The 15,983-nt window shown below is 73.2% G+C and carries 13 protein-coding genes; 6 read left to right on the top strand and 7 right to left on the bottom strand.

Annotated elements, in window-relative coordinates:
* Positions 1–13: 13 nt before the first annotated feature.
* On the bottom strand, positions 14–1,501 hold the full coding sequence (locus AB0424_RS18590; protein WP_366306658.1) for an MFS transporter: 1,488 nt from the start codon (positions 1,499–1,501) through the stop codon (positions 14–16).
* Between the two features lie 134 nt (positions 1,502–1,635).
* Between AB0424_RS18590 and AB0424_RS18585 the strand changes: the two genes are divergently transcribed.
* On the top strand, positions 1,636–2,076 hold the full coding sequence (locus AB0424_RS18585) for a MarR family transcriptional regulator (RefSeq protein ID WP_366306656.1): 441 nt from the start codon (positions 1,636–1,638) through the stop codon (positions 2,074–2,076).
* A 31-nt stretch (positions 2,077–2,107) separates the two neighbouring features.
* On the opposite strand, the gene meaB is transcribed toward AB0424_RS18585, so the two are convergent.
* Genes meaB through AB0424_RS18570 form a run of 3 tightly spaced genes read right to left on the bottom strand, consistent with a single transcriptional unit; the run spans position 2,108 to position 7,073 of the window.
* Positions 2,108–3,091, bottom strand: coding sequence for a methylmalonyl Co-A mutase-associated GTPase MeaB (gene meaB / locus AB0424_RS18580; RefSeq protein WP_366306654.1), 984 nt, complete (start codon positions 3,089–3,091; stop codon positions 2,108–2,110).
* Positions 3,088–5,262, bottom strand: coding sequence for a methylmalonyl-CoA mutase (gene scpA, locus AB0424_RS18575; RefSeq protein WP_366306652.1), 2,175 nt, complete (start codon positions 5,260–5,262; stop codon positions 3,088–3,090). The genes meaB and scpA overlap by 4 nt, the downstream gene beginning before the upstream one ends.
* Complete coding sequence (locus tag AB0424_RS18570; RefSeq protein ID WP_366306650.1) at positions 5,262–7,073, bottom strand: methylmalonyl-CoA mutase family protein; 1,812 nt, start codon at positions 7,071–7,073, stop codon at positions 5,262–5,264. The genes scpA and AB0424_RS18570 overlap by 1 nt, the downstream gene beginning before the upstream one ends.
* Positions 7,074–7,211: 138 nt before the next feature.
* Here AB0424_RS18570 and AB0424_RS18565 point away from each other — a divergent pair, with 138 nt between their 5' ends.
* Both AB0424_RS18565 and AB0424_RS18560 read left to right on the top strand, forming a co-directional pair.
* Positions 7,212–7,916, top strand: coding sequence for a DUF2470 domain-containing protein (locus AB0424_RS18565; RefSeq protein ID WP_366306648.1), 705 nt, complete (start codon positions 7,212–7,214; stop codon positions 7,914–7,916).
* A 141-nt stretch (positions 7,917–8,057) separates the two neighbouring features.
* The gene (locus tag AB0424_RS18560) at positions 8,058–10,364 is read left to right on the top strand and encodes an MMPL family transporter (protein ID WP_366306646.1); all 2,307 of its coding nucleotides are present in this window, start codon (positions 8,058–8,060) and stop codon (positions 10,362–10,364) included.
* Here the strand turns inward: AB0424_RS18560 and AB0424_RS18555 are convergent.
* Positions 10,300–11,235 carry a TIGR03564 family F420-dependent LLM class oxidoreductase gene (locus AB0424_RS18555; protein ID WP_366306645.1) on the bottom strand — a complete coding sequence of 312 codons (936 nt, stop codon included), beginning with the start codon at positions 11,233–11,235 and terminating at the stop codon, positions 10,300–10,302. The two genes, AB0424_RS18560 and AB0424_RS18555, sit on opposite strands and share 65 nt — an antisense overlap.
* 124 nt (positions 11,236–11,359) lie before the next feature.
* Between AB0424_RS18555 and AB0424_RS18550 the strand changes: the two genes are divergently transcribed.
* Positions 11,360–11,866: an HD domain-containing protein gene (locus AB0424_RS18550; RefSeq protein WP_366306643.1), complete on the top strand. Its 507-nt coding sequence runs from the start codon at positions 11,360–11,362 to the stop codon at positions 11,864–11,866.
* Between the two features lie 55 nt (positions 11,867–11,921).
* On the opposite strand, the gene AB0424_RS18545 is transcribed toward AB0424_RS18550, so the two are convergent.
* Positions 11,922–12,863 carry a glycerophosphodiester phosphodiesterase family protein gene (locus AB0424_RS18545; RefSeq protein ID WP_366306641.1) on the bottom strand — a complete coding sequence of 314 codons (942 nt, stop codon included), beginning with the start codon at positions 12,861–12,863 and terminating at the stop codon, positions 11,922–11,924.
* A gap of 170 nt (positions 12,864–13,033) precedes the next feature.
* On the opposite strand from AB0424_RS18545, the gene AB0424_RS18540 reads away from it, so the two are divergent.
* Both AB0424_RS18540 and AB0424_RS18535 read left to right on the top strand, forming a co-directional pair.
* The gene (locus AB0424_RS18540) at positions 13,034–13,771 is read left to right on the top strand and encodes a helix-turn-helix domain-containing protein (protein ID WP_366306639.1); all 738 of its coding nucleotides are present in this window, start codon (positions 13,034–13,036) and stop codon (positions 13,769–13,771) included.
* A 176-nt stretch (positions 13,772–13,947) separates the two neighbouring features.
* Positions 13,948–14,418: a hypothetical protein gene (locus tag AB0424_RS18535; RefSeq protein ID WP_366306638.1), complete on the top strand. Its 471-nt coding sequence runs from the start codon at positions 13,948–13,950 to the stop codon at positions 14,416–14,418.
* Between the two features lie 91 nt (positions 14,419–14,509).
* Here the strand turns inward: AB0424_RS18535 and AB0424_RS18530 are convergent, their stop codons facing one another.
* On the bottom strand, positions 14,510–15,952 hold the full coding sequence (locus AB0424_RS18530; protein ID WP_366306636.1) for a GH1 family beta-glucosidase: 1,443 nt from the start codon (positions 15,950–15,952) through the stop codon (positions 14,510–14,512).
* Between the last annotated feature and the right edge of the window lie 31 nt (positions 15,953–15,983).

Below are 15,983 nucleotides of genomic sequence, written 5' to 3'. Positions count from 1 at the left end.
CGCACGCCACGGCTCAGACCGCGGCCGCCTCCGCCTTCTCGGGGGCGGGCGTGGTCACCGGAGCCGTACGGGGGGCGTGGCCGCCCCGCAGGCCGACCCGGGCGATGACCGCGACGAGCGCGAAGGCCGCGGCGCCGATCCAGAAGGTGAGCGTGAAGCCGGACTCGGCGGGGAGTGCGGGGACGCCGGCGGGCAGGTGCTCCAGGGTCTGCGACGCCAGGATCGTGGTGACGACGGCGCTGCCGATGGCGCTGCCGGTGGAGCGGGAGATGGAGTTGATGCCGTTGGCGATGCCGCTCTGGTGGTGCGGGACGCTCGACATGATGACGGCGGGCATGGCGGCGTAGCCGAAGCTGACGGCCGCGCCGACGACGACGCCGGCGCCGATCACCGAGGCGATGTGGCCGTGGTCGAGGGCCAGCCAGGCGAAGCCCAGGGCGCCCAGCGCGGCGGCCAGGGTGAGCGCGGTCCGCGGCCCGCGGTGGCGGACCAGCTGGCCGCCGATGGGGGAGGCGAGCAGCGAGACGATCGCGCCCGGCAGGAGGAACTCGACGGAGGCGCGCAGGATGGAGGCGTCGAAGCCGTAACCGGTGAGGGCCTCGGGCATCTGGACGAGGTAGGAGACGCCCAGGAAGTTCGCGAACATGCCGAAGCCGACGAGGACGCCGGCCAGGTTGGCCATGAGGACCGGGCGGTGGACGAACATCCGCATGTCCACGAGGGGTTCGCGGACCTTGAGCTCGGTGAGGACCCAGACGACGGTCATGACGGCCGCGCCGGCGAAGCTGCCGAGGGTGCGGCCGGAGGTCCAACCCCACTCGTGGCCCTGGGAGATGGGCAGCAGGAGCAGCAGCAGGGTGACGCCCAGGGTGAGCGCGCCGAGGAAGTCGGTACGGCCGCCGGTCTTGTGGCGGGTCGCGGGGACCAGCAGGACGACCGCGAGCAGGGCGAGCACGGCGAAGGCCGTCGCCATCCAGAAGGCGCTGCGGTAGTCGGCGTCCGAGCCGGAGGTGAGCAGGCCGGTGGCGACGAGGGCGAGACCGCTGCCGAAGGCGAGGGTGCCGCTGACGAGGGACATCGCGCCGGGCAGCTTCTGCGGGCGGACCTCCTCGCGGAGCACGGACAGGGCGAGCGGGAAGATCGCGGTGGCGGCGCCCTGGAGGACGCGGCCCAGGATCAGCACGGGGAGCGAGGTCGCCAGGGCCGCGATGACGGAGCCGGCGACCATGACGCCGAGGACGGCCACCAGGGTGGGCTTCTTGCCGTGCTGGTCGCCGAAGCGGCCGAGCAGCGGGGTGAAGACGGCCGCCGAGAGGAGCGTGGCGGTGGTCACCCAGCTGACGCCGGCGGTCGTGGTGCCCAGGTCGGTGCGGATGAGGCCGAGAATCGGGACCGGCAGGGTCTGCATCATCGACACGACCATGGCGGCGAGGCTGAGCGCGAAGACGACGAGCGTCTCGCGTCGCTGCTCTCCGGCGGGCGGGGGAGTCACATGGCTCATGAGTGGGGGCCTTCTCGGTGCTTCAGGTCATAGATCTTTGATGACATCAAGTAATTCGTCGAAGGTAGACCCCGATACTTGAGGAGGTCAAGTAAACAATTGATAATGTCAAGCATCGTGAGTACGCTCGAAGCATGAGCGCGACGACCTCCGAGACGCCCACCAAGCTCCAGCTGCTGGAACTCCTCGCCGCCATCGGCACCGCCCAGTGGCGCGACTTCGCCGCCGCCGCGGCGCACCACGGCCTCACGTCCACGCAGGCCAAGGTCCTCGCCCAGCTGGGCGGACCGCTGCCGATGCGCGCCCTCGCGACCCTGCTGGTGTGCGACGCGTCGAACGTGACGGGGATCGTGGACCGCCTGGAGGCCCGCGGTCTGGTGCGCCGGGAGCCCGACCCCGCCGACCGGCGGGTCAAGAACGTGGTGGCCACGGACGAGGGCCGGGAGGTCATCCGGCGGGTCCGCGAGGAGATGCAGGCCACCCACGGCGCCCTCGACACGCTCGGCGCGGAGGACAGCACGACGCTCTACGGCCTGCTGGCGCGACTGCGCCCGGGCATGGAGAAGGACGCCTGAGGGGATTCCCCCCAGGCGCCCGTGACGCGGATCAGTCCCGGCGTTCCCCGAAGGCGGCCAGGATGCGCTCGGCCGCCAGCGTCGCCGTCAGCTCGCCGTCCCGGACGCGCCGCTCCAGACCGGGAGCCAGCTCCTGGACCGACGGGTCGGTGTGCAGACGGCGCAGCAGCTCGTCGCGGACCATGGACCAGGTCCAGTCGACCTGCTGGTCGTGGCGCTTGGCGTCCAGCCGGCCGCTGGAGTCGAGCAGCTCGCGGTGGTGGGTGAGGCGGCTCCAGACCTCGTCGAGGCCCGCGGACTCGCGGGCGCTGCAGCTGAGGACCGGCGGCGTCCAGTACGGGTCGGCGCCGTGCATCAGCCGCAGCGCGCCGGCCAGCTCGCGCGCGGCCGCGCGGGCGTCCCGCTCGTGCGGCCCGTCCGCCTTGTTGACCGCGACCACGTCGGCCAGCTCCAGGACGCCCTTCTTGATGCCCTGCAGCTGGTCGCCGGTGCGGGCCAGGGTCAGCAGCAGGAACGAGTCCACCATGTTGGCGACGGCGGTCTCCGACTGGCCGACGCCCACGGTCTCGACCAGCACCACGTCGTAGCCGGCCGCCTCCATCACCACCATCGACTCGCGGGTCGCCTTGGCGACCCCGCCGAGGGTGCCGGCGCTGGGGGAGGGGCGGACGAAGGCCGCCGGGTCGACGGAGAGCCGCTCCATCCGGGTCTTGTCGCCGAGGATGGAGCCGCCCGTCCGGGTCGACGACGGGTCGACGGCGAGCACCGCCACCCGGTGGCCGAGCCCGGTGAGCATCGTGCCGAACGCGTCGATGAACGTCGACTTGCCGACACCGGGCACCCCGCTGATGCCGATCCGCACGGCCTTGCCGCTGTGCGGCAGCAGCGCGGTGAGCAGTTCCTGGGCGAGGGCCCGGTGCTGGGGACGGGTGGACTCGACGAGGGTGATCGCGCGGGCGACGAGCGCCCGCTTCCCGCCGAGTACACCCTCCACATAGGTGTCGAGACCGATCACCGGGCGTGCCCGAGGTCGGCCGCGAGCCGGGTGACCAGGTCGTGGGCCGCGTCCGGGATCACCGTCCCCGGCGGGAACACCGCGGCCGCGCCCATCTCCAGGAGCGTCTCCACGTCCTGCGGCGGGATCACCCCGCCGACCACGATCATGATGTCCTCGCGCCCCTCGGCCGCGAGCTCCTCGCGGAGCGCCGGTACGAGGGTGAGGTGTCCTGCCGCCAGCGACGAGACCCCGACGATGTGCACGTCCGCCTCGACGGCCTGGCGGGCCACCTCGGCGGGGGTCTGGAAGAGCGGGCCGACGTCCACGTCGAAGCCCAGGTCGGCGAAGGCGGTGGCGATCACCTTCTGGCCGCGGTCGTGGCCGTCCTGGCCCATCTTGGCGACGAGGATGCGGGGTCGGCGCCCCTCGTCCTCGCCGAAGGCGTCCACCAGGGCCCGGGTGCGGTCCACGGAGGGGGACTCGCCGGCTTCGTTGCGGTACACACCGGAGATCGTACGGATCTGGCCCGCGTGCCGTCCGTAGACCTTCTCCAGGGCGTCGGAGATCTCGCCGACCGTGGCCATCGCACGGGCGGCCTCCACCGCCAGCTCCAGGAGGTTGCCCTCGCCGGCGGCGGCCCGGGTGAGCGCGGCGAGCGCGTCCTGGGTGGCCTGCTCGTCGCGCTCCTCGCGCAGCCGCTTCAGCTTGGCGATCTGCTGGGCGCGGACGGAGGAGTTGTCGACCTTGAGGACGTCGATCTGCTCGTCGCTCGCCACCCGGTACTTGTTGACGCCGATGACCGGCTGCCGGCCGGAGTCGATCCGGGCCTGGGTGCGGGCCGCGGCCTCCTCGACGCGCAGCTTGGGGATGCCGGCGTCGATCGCCTTGGCCATGCCGCCGGCCTGCTCGACCTCCTGGATGTGCTTCCAGGCGCGGGCGGCCAGGTCGTGGGTGAGCTTCTCGACGTACGCGCTGCCGCCCCACGGGTCGATGCTCCGGCAGGTGCCCGACTCCTGCTGGATGAGGAGCTGGGTGTTGCGGGCGATGCGGGCGGAGAAGTCGGTGGGCAGCGCCAGCGCCTCGTCGAGGGCGTTGGTGTGCAGCGACTGGGTGTGGCCCTGGGTGGCGGCCATCGCCTCCACGCAGGTCCGGGTCACGTTGTTGAAGACGTCCTGGGCGGTGAGCGACCAGCCGGAGGTCTGCGAGTGGGTGCGGAGCGAGAGGGACTTGGTGTTCTTCGGTTCGAACTCCTTGACCAGCTTCGCCCAGAGCAGCCGCGCGGCGCGCAGCTTCGCGATCTCCATGAAGAAGTTCATGCCGATCGCCCAGAAGAACGACAGGCGCGGTGCGAACGCGTCCACGTCGAGACCGGCGGCGCGGCCCGCGCGGATGTACTCCACACCGTCGGCGAGCGTGTACGCCAGCTCCAGGTCGGCCGTCGCGCCCGCCTCCTGGATGTGGTAGCCCGAGATGGAGATGGAGTTGTAGCGCGGCATCCGCTGCGAGGTGTAGGCGAAGATGTCGGAGATGATCCGCATCGAGGGCCCGGGCGGATAGATGTAGGTGTTGCGGACCATGAACTCCTTGAGGATGTCGTTCTGGATGGTCCCGGCCAGCTTCTCGGGCGGTACGCCCTGCTCCTCGGCGGCCACGATGTACAGCGCGAGGACCGGCAGCACCGCGCCGTTCATCGTCATCGACACCGTCATCTTGTCCAGCGGGATGCCGTCGAACAGCTGCCGCATGTCGTAGATCGAGTCGATGGCGACGCCCGCCATGCCGACGTCGCCGGTGACTCGGGGGTGGTCGCTGTCGTAGCCGCGGTGGGTCGGCAGGTCGAAGGCGACCGACAGTCCCTTCTGTCCGGCGGCGAGGTTGCGCCGGTAGAAGGCGTTGGACTCCTCGGCCGTGGAGAAGCCGGCGTACTGGCGGATCGTCCAGGGCTGGTTGACGTACATCGTCGGGTACGGGCCGCGCAGGTACGGGGCGATGCCCGGGTAGGTGCCCAGGAAGTCCAGGCCCTCCAGGTCCTGCCCGGTGTAGAGCGGCTTGACGCCGATGCCCTCGGGGGTCTCCCAGAGGAGGTCGTCACCGCCCGCCGCCTTCTCGACGGCGGTGCGCCACGCCTCCGGGCCGCCGGCGGCGGCCTGTGCCCCGAGCTCGATCCCGGAGAAATCGGGGATGGACATCAGGACACTCCCATGCGGTCAAGGGTGGTGGAGAGCAGGGCGACGGCGTCGCAGCCGGCGAAGGCGTAGGTGTCGACTCCGGCGTACTGTCCGGGGCGGCCGGCGAGCAGGACGTGCGCGGCGCCCGCGGCCCGCAGCTCCGCGGCGGTGGCCTCGGCGGCCTCCTCGTACAGCGCGTCGCTGGAGCAGAGGCACGCCTCGGGGGCGCCGCTCTCCTCGAAGGTGCCCTCGGTGACGGGCTCGATGCCGCCGGTCCGGAAGAGGTTGGCGGCGAAGGCCAGGCGGGCGGAGTGCGCGGCGGCCGGGCCGATCGCGGCCAGGTAGACGCGGGGCCGGGCGCCGGTCGCCGCGAGGTGGGCGTCGGAGCGGGCCCGCAGCGCCTCGAACGCCTCGTCGCGCCGGACCCGGGGGAGGCCGCCGGACGGCTGCTCGGGGGCGGGGGCGCGCTCGACGGGCTTCTCGTCGAGGTGCGGGAACTCGCTGACGCCGGTGATCGGTTCGCGCCGGGTGGCGAGCTTCGCGCTGCGGGCGGCCCAGGTCTCGGCGAGTCGCGCGCCGACCGCCCCGGAGCGCAGCGCGGCTGCCTGGCCGCCGTCGCGTTCGATGCCCTGGAAGAACTCCCAGGCTGCGTGGGCGAGTTCGTCGGTCAGGCGCTCGACGTACCAGGAACCGCCGGCGGGGTCGATGACCCGCGAGAGGTGGGACTCCTCGATGAGGATCGTGGAGGTGTTGCGGGCGATACGGCGGGCGAAGGCGTCCGGCAGGCCGAGGGCCTCGTCGAAGGGCAGGACCGTCACGCTGGAGGCGCCGCCCACGCCGGCGGCCAGGGTGGCCACCGTGGTGCGGAGCATGTTCACCCAGGGATCGCGGCGGGTCATCATCACCGGCGAGGTGACGGCGTGCTGGAGCTGGGCGCCGGCCTCGGGGGCGCCGCACTCCTCGGCGACCCGGGCCCAGAGGCGGCGCGCGGCGCGGAGCTTGGCGATGGTGAGGAACTGGTCGGCGGTGGCCGCGTAGCGGAACTCCAGCTGGCCGCACGCCTCAGTGACGCTCAGTCCGGCGTCGGTGAGGCCGCGCAGGTAGGCCACGCCGGTGGCGAGCGCGCAGCCGAGTTCCTGGGCGGCCGAGCCGCCGGCCTCGTGGTACGGCAGCGCGTCCACGGTCAGGGCCCGCAGGCCCGGGTACCCGTCGGCGCAGCGGCGCGCGAGGCCGGCGACGGCCGCGAGGTCGTAGGCCGGGCGGCCGGTGCGGGCCTCGAAGCCCAGCGGGTCCGCGCCCAGGTTGCCGCGGGCCGCGGCGGCGGCGACGCCCCGCTCCTCGTAGAGGGCGAGGAGGCGATCGGCGGCCGCGGGGGTCTCGTCGCCCGCGTCGAGGACGACGGGCGCGAGGTCGAGGTAGACGTTCTCGAGGACGGCCGCGAGGGAGGACACCGGGATGCCGTTCCCGCCGACGCCCAGCCAGAGGGAGGTGACGCCGTTCTCCAGGTCGGAGAGGACCGCGTCGCCGTCGGCCACCGTGTGGCGCTGGCGTACGTCCCACCCGCCGACGGTGTTCCCCTCGGCGCGGTCGCCGCGGAGGAAGGGGGCGAAACCGGGGAGGCCGGCGTCGGGAGCGGTGTCGTGCGCGGTGTACAGCGGACGGGTGGTGATCCCGTCCTCCAGGAGGGTGGACAGGGCGTCCTCGGCGGCGTCGCCGGAGACCTCCTTGCCGGACTTGCGCAGGACACCCGCCACCAGGTGTTGCCACTGCTCGTGTGGCGCGTCAGGGAATTCGGACGCCAGGGAGAGGCCGTCGTCAGGCAGGACCGTCATGCTCGGATGCTAGGGGAGATCGACAAAGGAGCAGGAGGGCGTACCACTGTGACCTTCTTCTCTTCGCCGAGTATGGGTTAGGTTAGGCTTGCCTAAGTAATGGTCAAGGTCTCCGCCACCTGTACCGGGAGAACGTGCATGCGTCCCTTCACCGCCCCCACCGCCCGGCCCCGGCCCGCCGAACGTGTCCGGTCGATCCTCACCGCCGCCCACTCGATGAACGTCGTCACCGACGGACTCCACCAGGAGGTGCACCGCCTCGACGGCACGGGACCGATGGGCCACATCCACCTGCACGACCCGTCCGAGGACTGCCAGGCCGCGGGGACCGACCGCGTCCCGGTCCGCCTGGAGTTCACCGACATCGCCCCCACCCCCGTCCGCGAACGCCTGCGCGCCCGCGTCACCCTGACGGGACTTCTGCCCGCGCCCTACGTCGCGGAGGCCACCGACAGCACGTGCATGGAGTTCGGCCAGGCCCTCCTGGAGGACGCCGACGGGCGCACCTACGTCGGCCTCGACGAACTCCAGGCCGTCGAACCCGACCCGCTGGCCGGCGCCGAGGCCGCCCTGCTGACCCACCTCGTCGCCGGACACGCCGAACTCGTCCCGCTGCTGCTCCGCCTCGTCCGGCCGCGCCCGGACCGCGACCTCGTCCGGGTCCTGCCCGTCGCCCTCGACCGGTACGGCCTCACCCTCCGCCTCGAACACCGCGCCGGCCACCACGACGCCCGCCTCCCCTTCCCCACCCCCCTCACCGACATCGACCAGGCCGGCCCCCGCATCCACGCCCTGCTCGCCGCGGCACGCCGCTCGTCCCACCCCAACAGCCTCCCCGCCTGAGGCGACGGGCCCGCCGCGGCGCTCCCGTCCCGGCCGAGATGCCGGAGCGACGCGGCGGGCGAAGAATGGGTCGGGTAGGCCCGCGCATGACGTCGGTGCCGGTACCAGCTCGGGGATTCCCAACCGGACACGGGCACGCCCATGAACGCAGGACACCCGGCTCCGCGCCGGTCAGCACCCCCCAGGGGTGCCCTCTACCGCACCGGCCACTGGTGCGCCCGGCACTTCCTCGTCGTCATCGCCCTCTGGCTGGCGGCCGTCGCGGGCCTCCAGGTCCTCGACCGGGCGGTCGGCGGGCAGTTCTCCGACAACTTCGCGCTCCCCGGCGTGCAGTCGGCGGACGGCCTCGCCGTCCTCCAGGCGCACGACCCGGCGGCCGGCGGCTACGGCGCCCAGGTCGTCCTGAACAGGCCCTCGGGCCCGCTCACCGACGAGGCGTCGACCGTCAACGACGCCGTCGCCGCGCTCGCGAAGCTCCCCGACGTCCTCAGCGTCCAGAACCCGCTGCCGCCGCCCGGGACCACCCCGCCCGCGCTCCCGGCCGGCACCCCCAACGTCGGACCGCTCTCCACCGACGGCAAGACGGCGTACATCACCATGCGCTTCAGCGTGACGCCCTCCACCCTCGGCAGCGACTACCTGAACGGCGTCGACGCGGCCGTGCAGCCGCTGAGGGACGCCGGCGTCACCGTGGAGTACGGCGGCCCGCTCGGCGAGCTCGCCCGGCCGGCGGCCGACGACCGCAGCAGCGAGGCGATCGGCTTCGCCGTCGCGATCCTCGTCCTCCTCATCGGCTTCGGCAGCGTCATCGGCGCCGTCATGCCCCTGGTCACCGCGCTCCTCGGCGCGCTCTGCGGACTCGCCCTGCTCGGCCTCGCCGCGGCCGCCTTCACGTTCGGCACGGTCTCCCCCACGCTCGCCACCATGATCGGCCTCGGCGTCGGCATCGACTACGCACTCTTCCTCATCACCCGCCACCGCCAGAACCTCATGGACGGCCACGATCCCGCCGACGCGGCCGGCCTGGCGACCACCACCAGCGGCCGCGCCGTCCTCGTCTCCGGCTGCACGGTCATCATCGCCCTGTCCGGACTGTGGGTCTCCGACGTCACCTTCATCGGCAAACTCGGCCTCGCCGCGGCCTTCACCGTGGTCACCGCCGTCATCGCCGCCCTCACCCTGGTTCCGGCCATGCTCGGACTCCTGGGCCGCCGCATCGACCGCTATCACGTCCGCAAGCCCGTGGCCGAGACCGACGCCGAGCCCGGAGCCCCGGCGCACGGCACCTGGCACCGGTACGCCCAGCGGGTGCAGAAGCGCCCCTGGTGGTTCCTCGGCGGCGGCGTCATCGCCCTGCTGATCCTGGCCTTCCCCCTGCTCTTCATCCAGCTCGGCCACATCGGCGACGGCGCCGACCCCAAGTCCTTCACGGACCGCAGGGCGTACGACCTGATCTCCACGGCCTTCGGGCCGGGCGCGAACGGGCCGCTGACCGTCGTCGTCGACCAGTCCGCCGTGCCCGCCTCCGACCGGGCCGCGCTCGGCACCAAACTCCAGCAGTCGCTGACGGGCGTCCCGGACGCCGCCTTCATCACCCCGCTCCAGACCACCCCCGACGGCGACGTCCTCATCGGCACCGCGTACTCCGTGGCCTCGCCGCAGGACGAGAAGACGACCCAGCTGACCGACCACCTCGTCGACGACGTCCTGCCGCAGGCGGTCGCCGGCACCGACGCGCAGACCTACGTGACCGGCACCACGGCCGCGCAGGTCGACTTCCTCGACATCGTCTCCAGCCGTCTGCCGCTCATCATCGCCGTCGTCGTCGGCCTGGCCTTCTTCGTCATCCTGATCGTCTTCCGCGGCCTGCTGGTGGCGGTGAAGGCCGCCGTGCTCAACGTGCTCTCCATCGCCGCCTCCTACGGCGTCGTCGTGGCCGTCTTCCAGTGGGGCTGGGGAGGACCCGCGCTCGGCGTCTCCGGCAAGGTGCCCATCGAGAGCTACGTCCCGATGATGATGTTCGCCATCGTCTTCGGCCTGAGCATGGACTACGAGATCTTCCTGCTCTCCCGCGTCCGCGAGGCGTGGCTGCGCACCGGCGACGCCGAGGCGTCGGTGGCCCACGCCCTGGAGATCACCGCGAGGGTCATCACCTGCGCCGCGCTCATCATGGTCAGCGTCTTCGCGGCCTTCATCGTCTCCGACAACATCGTCGTCAAGATGCTCGGCCTCGGCCTCGCCGTCAGCGTCCTCATCGACGCCACCGTGGTGCGGCTGCTCCTCGTCCCCGCCGTGATGACCCTCCTCGGCAAACGCGCCTGGTGGATCCCCGGCTGGCTGGACCGGATCCTGCCGCACCTCGACACCGAGGGCGAAGGCGAGATCACCCCTGACGGGACAGCTGCCCCAGCAGGTTCCACGTCCGGCGCCGACCGTCCTCGCCGTTGAGCTCCGTCGCGGTGAAGACGACCTCCGTCGCCCCCGCCTCGCGGTACCGGCGCACCTCGGCGGCGACCGCCTCCTCGTCCCCGATCACCGCGAGGTCGGCGGCCCGGTCGGCGCCGGAGAGGCCGATGACCCGCTCGTAGGACGGGATCCGCTCGTACAGCGCCAGCGCCTCGGCGGCGCTCCGCCGTACGGCGTCGACCTCCGAGCGGGCGGCGACCACCCCGGGCACGAGCGCCACGATCCGGGGAGCCGGCCGCCCAGCCGCGGCCGCGGCGGCGGTCACCGCGGGCACGATGTGCTCGGCCAGCGCGCGCGGACCGGCCAGGAACGGCAGGATGCCGTCGGCGAGTTCGCCGCTGACCCGCAGCGCCTGCGGCCCCATCGCGGCGACGAGCACCGGCACCGGCGGCTGCGCGCCGGGCACGGCGGCCGAGTACGGCGTCGTCGCGGTGAGGAACTCGCCGTGGAAGTCGGCCTCCCCGGTCTCCAGGAGCGGGCGCAGGGCGGTGAGGAACTCCCTGAGCAGCCCGACGGGACGCCGGTACGGCAGGCCGAAGCCGGTCTCGGTCAGATGGCGGGTGCCGAGCGCGAGCCCGAGGTGGTAGCGGCCGCCGGTCGCCGCCTGGGCGGTCTGGGCCTGGCTGGAGACGAGCAGCGGATGGCGGCCGAAGACGGGGATCGCCGCCGTCCCGACATGGAGGCCGGGCACCTCGCGGCCGACGATCGCGGCGAGCGCGGGGGAGTCGTACGCGAAGGACTGGCCGAACCAGGCGGAGTGCAGGCCGGCGTCGTACGCCTCCCGCGCGAGCCGCACCGTGTCGTCGATCGGAAGCTGACGGGACGTCGAGCCGAGCGTTGCTCCGAGAGTCATGCACGCGGCAACCGGGTCCCGCGCGAAGGGATTCCCGCTCTCGTGTGACAAGTATGTGGCGTCCGCGGGCCCCCTCCGCACGGGCGCCGCGCGGCGCGCCGGAGCCTCCCGCCATGATGGGGGCATGAAGTCTCTCGCCGAAGTGGACGAACTGGTGGCCCTGGCGCACGCCGGGCAGGTCGACAAGGCCGGCGCCCCCTACGTCGAGCACGTGCGCGCGGTGGCGGCGGGACTCGCGCCGTTCGGCGCGCATCTGGCCATGGCCGGGCTGCTGCACGACGTCATCGAGGACACCGACTGGACGGCCGACCGGCTGCGGGCCGAGGGCGTCCCGGACGGGGTCGTCGCCCTCGTCGAGGCCGTCACCAACCGGCCCGGCACGCCCTACGAGGAGAAGATCCGCGCCATCGCCGCGAACCCGGAGGCGACCCTGGTGAAGATCGCCGACAACGCGCACAACAGCCGCGCCGACCGGTCGGCGGCGCTCCCGCCGGCCCAGCGGGAACGGCTCGCCGCCAAGTACCGCGCGGCCCGCGACGTGCTGTGGGCGGCCGCCGACCCCGAGCGGGTCGAGGCGATTCTCACGCGGGTCAACCCCGGACTCCTCCCCGAACTGGCGGAGCGGCGGTAGGGCTGGACGGAAGAGGACTAATCCGTCGAAGTGGGCGAGAAGGGTCGAGTAGGGGTTACGGCAGCTGGGCGCTGTTCCAGCCCGCCAGCTCCGTCGGCCGGTTGGTGATCACCCCGTCGACCCCGAGGTCGGCGAGCGCCTTCCAGCGGGCGGGACGGTCCACCGTCCACACGTTCACGGCCACACCCGCCGCGTGCAGCTCGGCGACCACCGCCGGGCGGCCGGACAGCGCCGCGTCCGCCACGTTGTACGCCGAGAGGCCCAGCTCCTCGGCGAGGGCGACGGGGTCGGCGTCCAGGTGGTCGCGCAGCAGACCCAGCGGCAGCTCGGGCGCCAGCTCGTGGACGTGCTGCAGCGACGGGATGTCGAAGCTCTGCACGAAGACCCGGCCGGTCATGTCCCGTTCCCGGATCTCCTCCACGACGCGGGCGACCTGCGCCCGGCTGTGCGGGCCCTTGATCTCCAGGAGCAGGTTCCCGCCCCGCGCGCGCAGGTCCTCCAGCTGTGCGGCCAGCGTCGGGATCCGGGCGCCGGCGTACGCGGGGGCGAACCAGGAACCGGCGTCGAGCGCGTCCAGCTGGGCGGCCGTCAGGCCGCGGACCGGACCCGTGCCGTCGGTCGTCCGGTCGACGGTGGAGTCGTGGACGACGTACGGCACGCCGTCCTTGCTGGGCTGGACGTCGTTCTCGATCCACTTCGCCCCGCCCCGGCGCGCCACCTCGTCCGAGATCAGCGTGTTCTCCGGCGCCGCGGACGGTGCTCCCCGATGGGCGATCACCGTCAACGGCGCTCCCGCCGCCCGGAGCCAGGGCCCCTTCGCCGCGTTCTTCGCCGCGTTCTTCGCCGCGCTCTCCGCCGCCGGCCGCGGCGCGGACTGCGAGGGCGTCGCGGCGACGACGAACGCGGCCGCGACGGCGGCCACGCCGAGCACCCCGCCGGCGAGGGCGGTGTTCCTGCGGCGCCGGGACCGGGGAGCGGGCGGATGAGCGTGTCTCATGAGCCGACACCTTACGGGTGCCGGCACCCCGTTCCGGCAGGTGGCCCGGCGACACGACGCGCGGCGCAAGCCCTTCGCCGATTCGTCCGGTCTGCGGCATGGTGGGAGACGTGCCCGGAGCCGTGCCATCGGGGGACCGCGGCTGGGGCGTGAAGGGTCGGGGGAGACTCATGGACACCGGTACGACGCATGCGCCGGAAGGCGACGAAGCGGCCGCCGCGGCCCGCCGGACGGCCGGACCGGAGCGGGGCAGGAGCGTCCTCGAAGGGGCCTTCGCCCTGCTCGACGCCCTGCGCCGGAGCGGCGACGAGGCCGGTGTGACCGAACTCGCACTCGCCTGCGGGGTGCCGAAGGGCAGCGTGCACCGGCTGCTCGACCAGCTCGTCGGAGTCGGCGCGGTCGAACGGAAGGGCAACCGGTACCGCGTCGGCCCGCAGCTCTACCGGCTCGGCCAGGCATGGGAACCGCACCCCGGCCTGGTGGCCGCCGCCCGGCACCCGCTCCAGCGGCTCAGGGCGGTCACCGGCGCGAGCGTCGTCCTCGCCGTCATGCGCGAGGAGATGGCCATCACGGTGGGCTCCGTCCCCGGCGACCTGGAGCCGCTCCTCCCGCTGCGGGACGGCATCGCCTTCCGGCTCGACACCGCCGCGGGGAAGGCGCTGCGCGGTCCCCTCCGGGGCGGCGCGGTCCTCGACAAGGAGGACGTGATGGCGGGCGTGTGCTGCGCCGCGCTGCCGGTCCGCGCCCCGGACGGGCGGACGGTCGCCGCGCTCGCCGGCATGGTCCCGGCCGGCCGGCGGCTCGACGTGCTCGCCCACGCCGTCGCCGAGGCCGGTGCCGCCGTCACCCGCGCCCTCGCCCGGGGCGGACAGCGAAGACCGGTCCCGTCGGCCGCCCTCGTACTCTGACCCACCCCGGCCGCGGTCTTCGGCGGCCCCGTTCCGTCCAGCGGAACGCGCGTAGAACCGGAGCGGTCCGGCCGGGCACAGTGAGTGTCGTGCCGGGGGGAAACGGCACGTCGGCCCGCCGGGGAGGCGGACCGGAACCCATGTCACACGAGTGACCCGATGTGTGGGGGGACCACATGCGCAAGAACCGAGCCGCCCGATTCGCCGCCACCGCCCTGCTGGGACTCGGCAGCCTCGGTGCCTTCGCCGGCACCGCGCACGCCGAGCCGATCGACTACGTCAGGATCGAGCTGTTCGAGCTGCACTGCCAGCAGAACAGCGAGGGCGACCACGACGAGGCGTACCTCAAGATCACCGACGCCAACGGCAACGCCGTCAAGGTCTGGCCCGGCAACGGCATCAAGTACCAGACGATGGGCACCGGTTACGTCCGCTCCATGGCGGACGGCAACGGCAACGCCGCGCTCATCCTCGGCAAGGAGCAGGCCCGCACCCTGACCCTCTGGGACTACGACACCACCAGCGGCGACGACAAGCTCGGCGCCACGCTCGTCACCGGCAGCGAGGTCGGCGCCGAGACCCAGTGGCGGACCGTCGAGGGCTCCGGCGGCGTCTACGTCATCGGCTACCGCGTCATCGACATCTGACCGAGGGCCGGCATCGACCGAGGGCCGACGGCGGAACGAGGGGAAGGGCCGTGCCGGACGACCGGCACGGCCCTTCCCCTCGTCCGTGGGATCAGCCCGCGTCGGGCGCGTGCAGCTCGCCCGACCGCGCCACCCGCGCGTACCACCGCGCGCTCGACTTCGGCGTGCGCTCCAGCGTGTCGTAGTCGACCCGGACCGCGCCGAACCGCTTCTGATAGCCGTACGACCACTCGAAGTTGTCCAGCAGCGACCAGAGGAAGTAGCCGCGCACGTCCACCCCGTCGGTGATCGCGCGGTGCACCGCCTCCAGGTGTGCGTGCACATAGGCGGCCCGCTCCGGGTCGTGGACCGTGCCGTCCTCGCCGACCACGTCCTCGTACGCCGCCCCGTTCTCGCTGATCACCAGCGGGAGTCCGGGATGCTCGGCCGAGACCCGGGTCAGCAGGTCGTACAGCGCGCTCGGGTCGACCGCCCACCCCATCGCCGTCGGCTCGCCCGGCGCCCGGTGGAAGGCCACCGAGTCCGCGCCCGGCCACGGCGAGTACGCGCTGTTGCCGTGGCCGTCGTCCTGGGGCTTCTCCGCGCCCTCCGGCACGTGTGAGACCACCGTCGGCGTGTAGTAGTTGATCGCCAGCAGGTCCAGCGGCTGGTTCGCCGCCGCGGTGTCGCCGTCCTTGACGAAGGACCAGTCCGTGAGCCGCGCCGTGTCGGCGAGCAGGTCCTCGGGGTAGGCGCCCTCCAGCATCGGGCCCAGCCACACCCGGTTGCCGACCGCGTCGATCCGGCGGGCCGCCTCGACGTCCTCGGCGGAACCCGTCAGCGGGCGCACCTCGTGCAGGTTCAGCGACACCGACAGCTGCCGGTCGGCCGGCAGCGCCGCCCGCAGGGCCTGCACCGCGAGACCGTGCCCGAGGTTGAGGTGGTGGGCGGCGCGCAGGCTCGCCACCGGGTCGGTCCGGCCGGGGGCGTGGACCCCGGAGCCGTACCCCAGGAAGGCGCTGCACCACGGCTCGTTGAGCGTGGTCCACCGCTTCACCCGGTCGCCGAGGGCGTCGGCGACGATCCCCGCGTACTCGGCGAACCGCTCGGCGGTCTGCCGCTCGGGCCAGCCTCCCGCGTCCTCCAGCTCCTGGGGCAGGTCCCAGTGGTAGAGCGTCAGGGCGGGCTCGATCCCCGCGGCGAGCAGCTCGTCGACGAGCGCCCGGTAGAAGTCCAGGCCCTTCTGGACGGCCGGCCCGCGCCCGGTGGGCTGCACCCGGGACCAGGAGACGGAGAACCGGTAGGCGTTCAGGCCGAGTTCGGACATGATGCCGACGTCCTCGCGGAACCGGTGGTAGTGGTCCACGGCCACGTCACCGGTGTGGCCCTCGAAGACCTTGCCGGGCGTGTGCGAGAAGGTGTCCCAGATGGACGGGGTACGGCCGTCCTCCGCCGCCGCGCCCTCGATCTGGTACGCGGCGGTCGCCGCGCCCCAGAGGAAGTCGGGCGGGAACGAACGGGTGGCGGTGAGCGGCCGGGTTTCGGACGCGGTCATAGGAGAGCGCTCCCAACGCGGGTACGGGGCA

It is taken from the genome of Streptomyces sp. NPDC051180, assembly GCF_040689545.1.
GTDB lineage: Bacteria > Actinomycetota > Actinomycetes > Streptomycetales > Streptomycetaceae > Streptomyces.
This window is presented reverse-complemented; position numbering and strand designations above follow the sequence as displayed.

Coding starts and splice junctions, on each gene's coding strand:
- AB0424_RS18560 (WP_366306646.1), top strand. CDS start 8,058: ATGAACGCAGGACACCCGGCTCCGCGCCGGTCAGCACCCCCCAGGGGT.
- scpA (WP_366306652.1), bottom strand. CDS start 5,262: ATGTCCATCCCCGATTTCTCCGGGATCGAGCTCGGGGCACAGGCCGCC.
- AB0424_RS18555 (WP_366306645.1), bottom strand. CDS start 11,235: ATGACTCTCGGAGCAACGCTCGGCTCGACGTCCCGTCAGCTTCCGATC.
- AB0424_RS18530 (WP_366306636.1), bottom strand. CDS start 15,952: ATGACCGCGTCCGAAACCCGGCCGCTCACCGCCACCCGTTCGTTCCCG.
- AB0424_RS18550 (WP_366306643.1), top strand. CDS start 11,360: ATGAAGTCTCTCGCCGAAGTGGACGAACTGGTGGCCCTGGCGCACGCC.
- AB0424_RS18535 (WP_366306638.1), top strand. CDS start 13,948: ATGCGCAAGAACCGAGCCGCCCGATTCGCCGCCACCGCCCTGCTGGGA.
- AB0424_RS18545 (WP_366306641.1), bottom strand. CDS start 12,863: ATGAGACACGCTCATCCGCCCGCTCCCCGGTCCCGGCGCCGCAGGAAC.
- AB0424_RS18585 (WP_366306656.1), top strand. CDS start 1,636: ATGAGCGCGACGACCTCCGAGACGCCCACCAAGCTCCAGCTGCTGGAA.
- AB0424_RS18590 (WP_366306658.1), bottom strand. CDS start 1,501: ATGAGCCATGTGACTCCCCCGCCCGCCGGAGAGCAGCGACGCGAGACG.
- AB0424_RS18540 (WP_366306639.1), top strand. CDS start 13,034: ATGGACACCGGTACGACGCATGCGCCGGAAGGCGACGAAGCGGCCGCC.
- AB0424_RS18570 (WP_366306650.1), bottom strand. CDS start 7,073: ATGACGGTCCTGCCTGACGACGGCCTCTCCCTGGCGTCCGAATTCCCT.
- AB0424_RS18565 (WP_366306648.1), top strand. CDS start 7,212: ATGCGTCCCTTCACCGCCCCCACCGCCCGGCCCCGGCCCGCCGAACGT.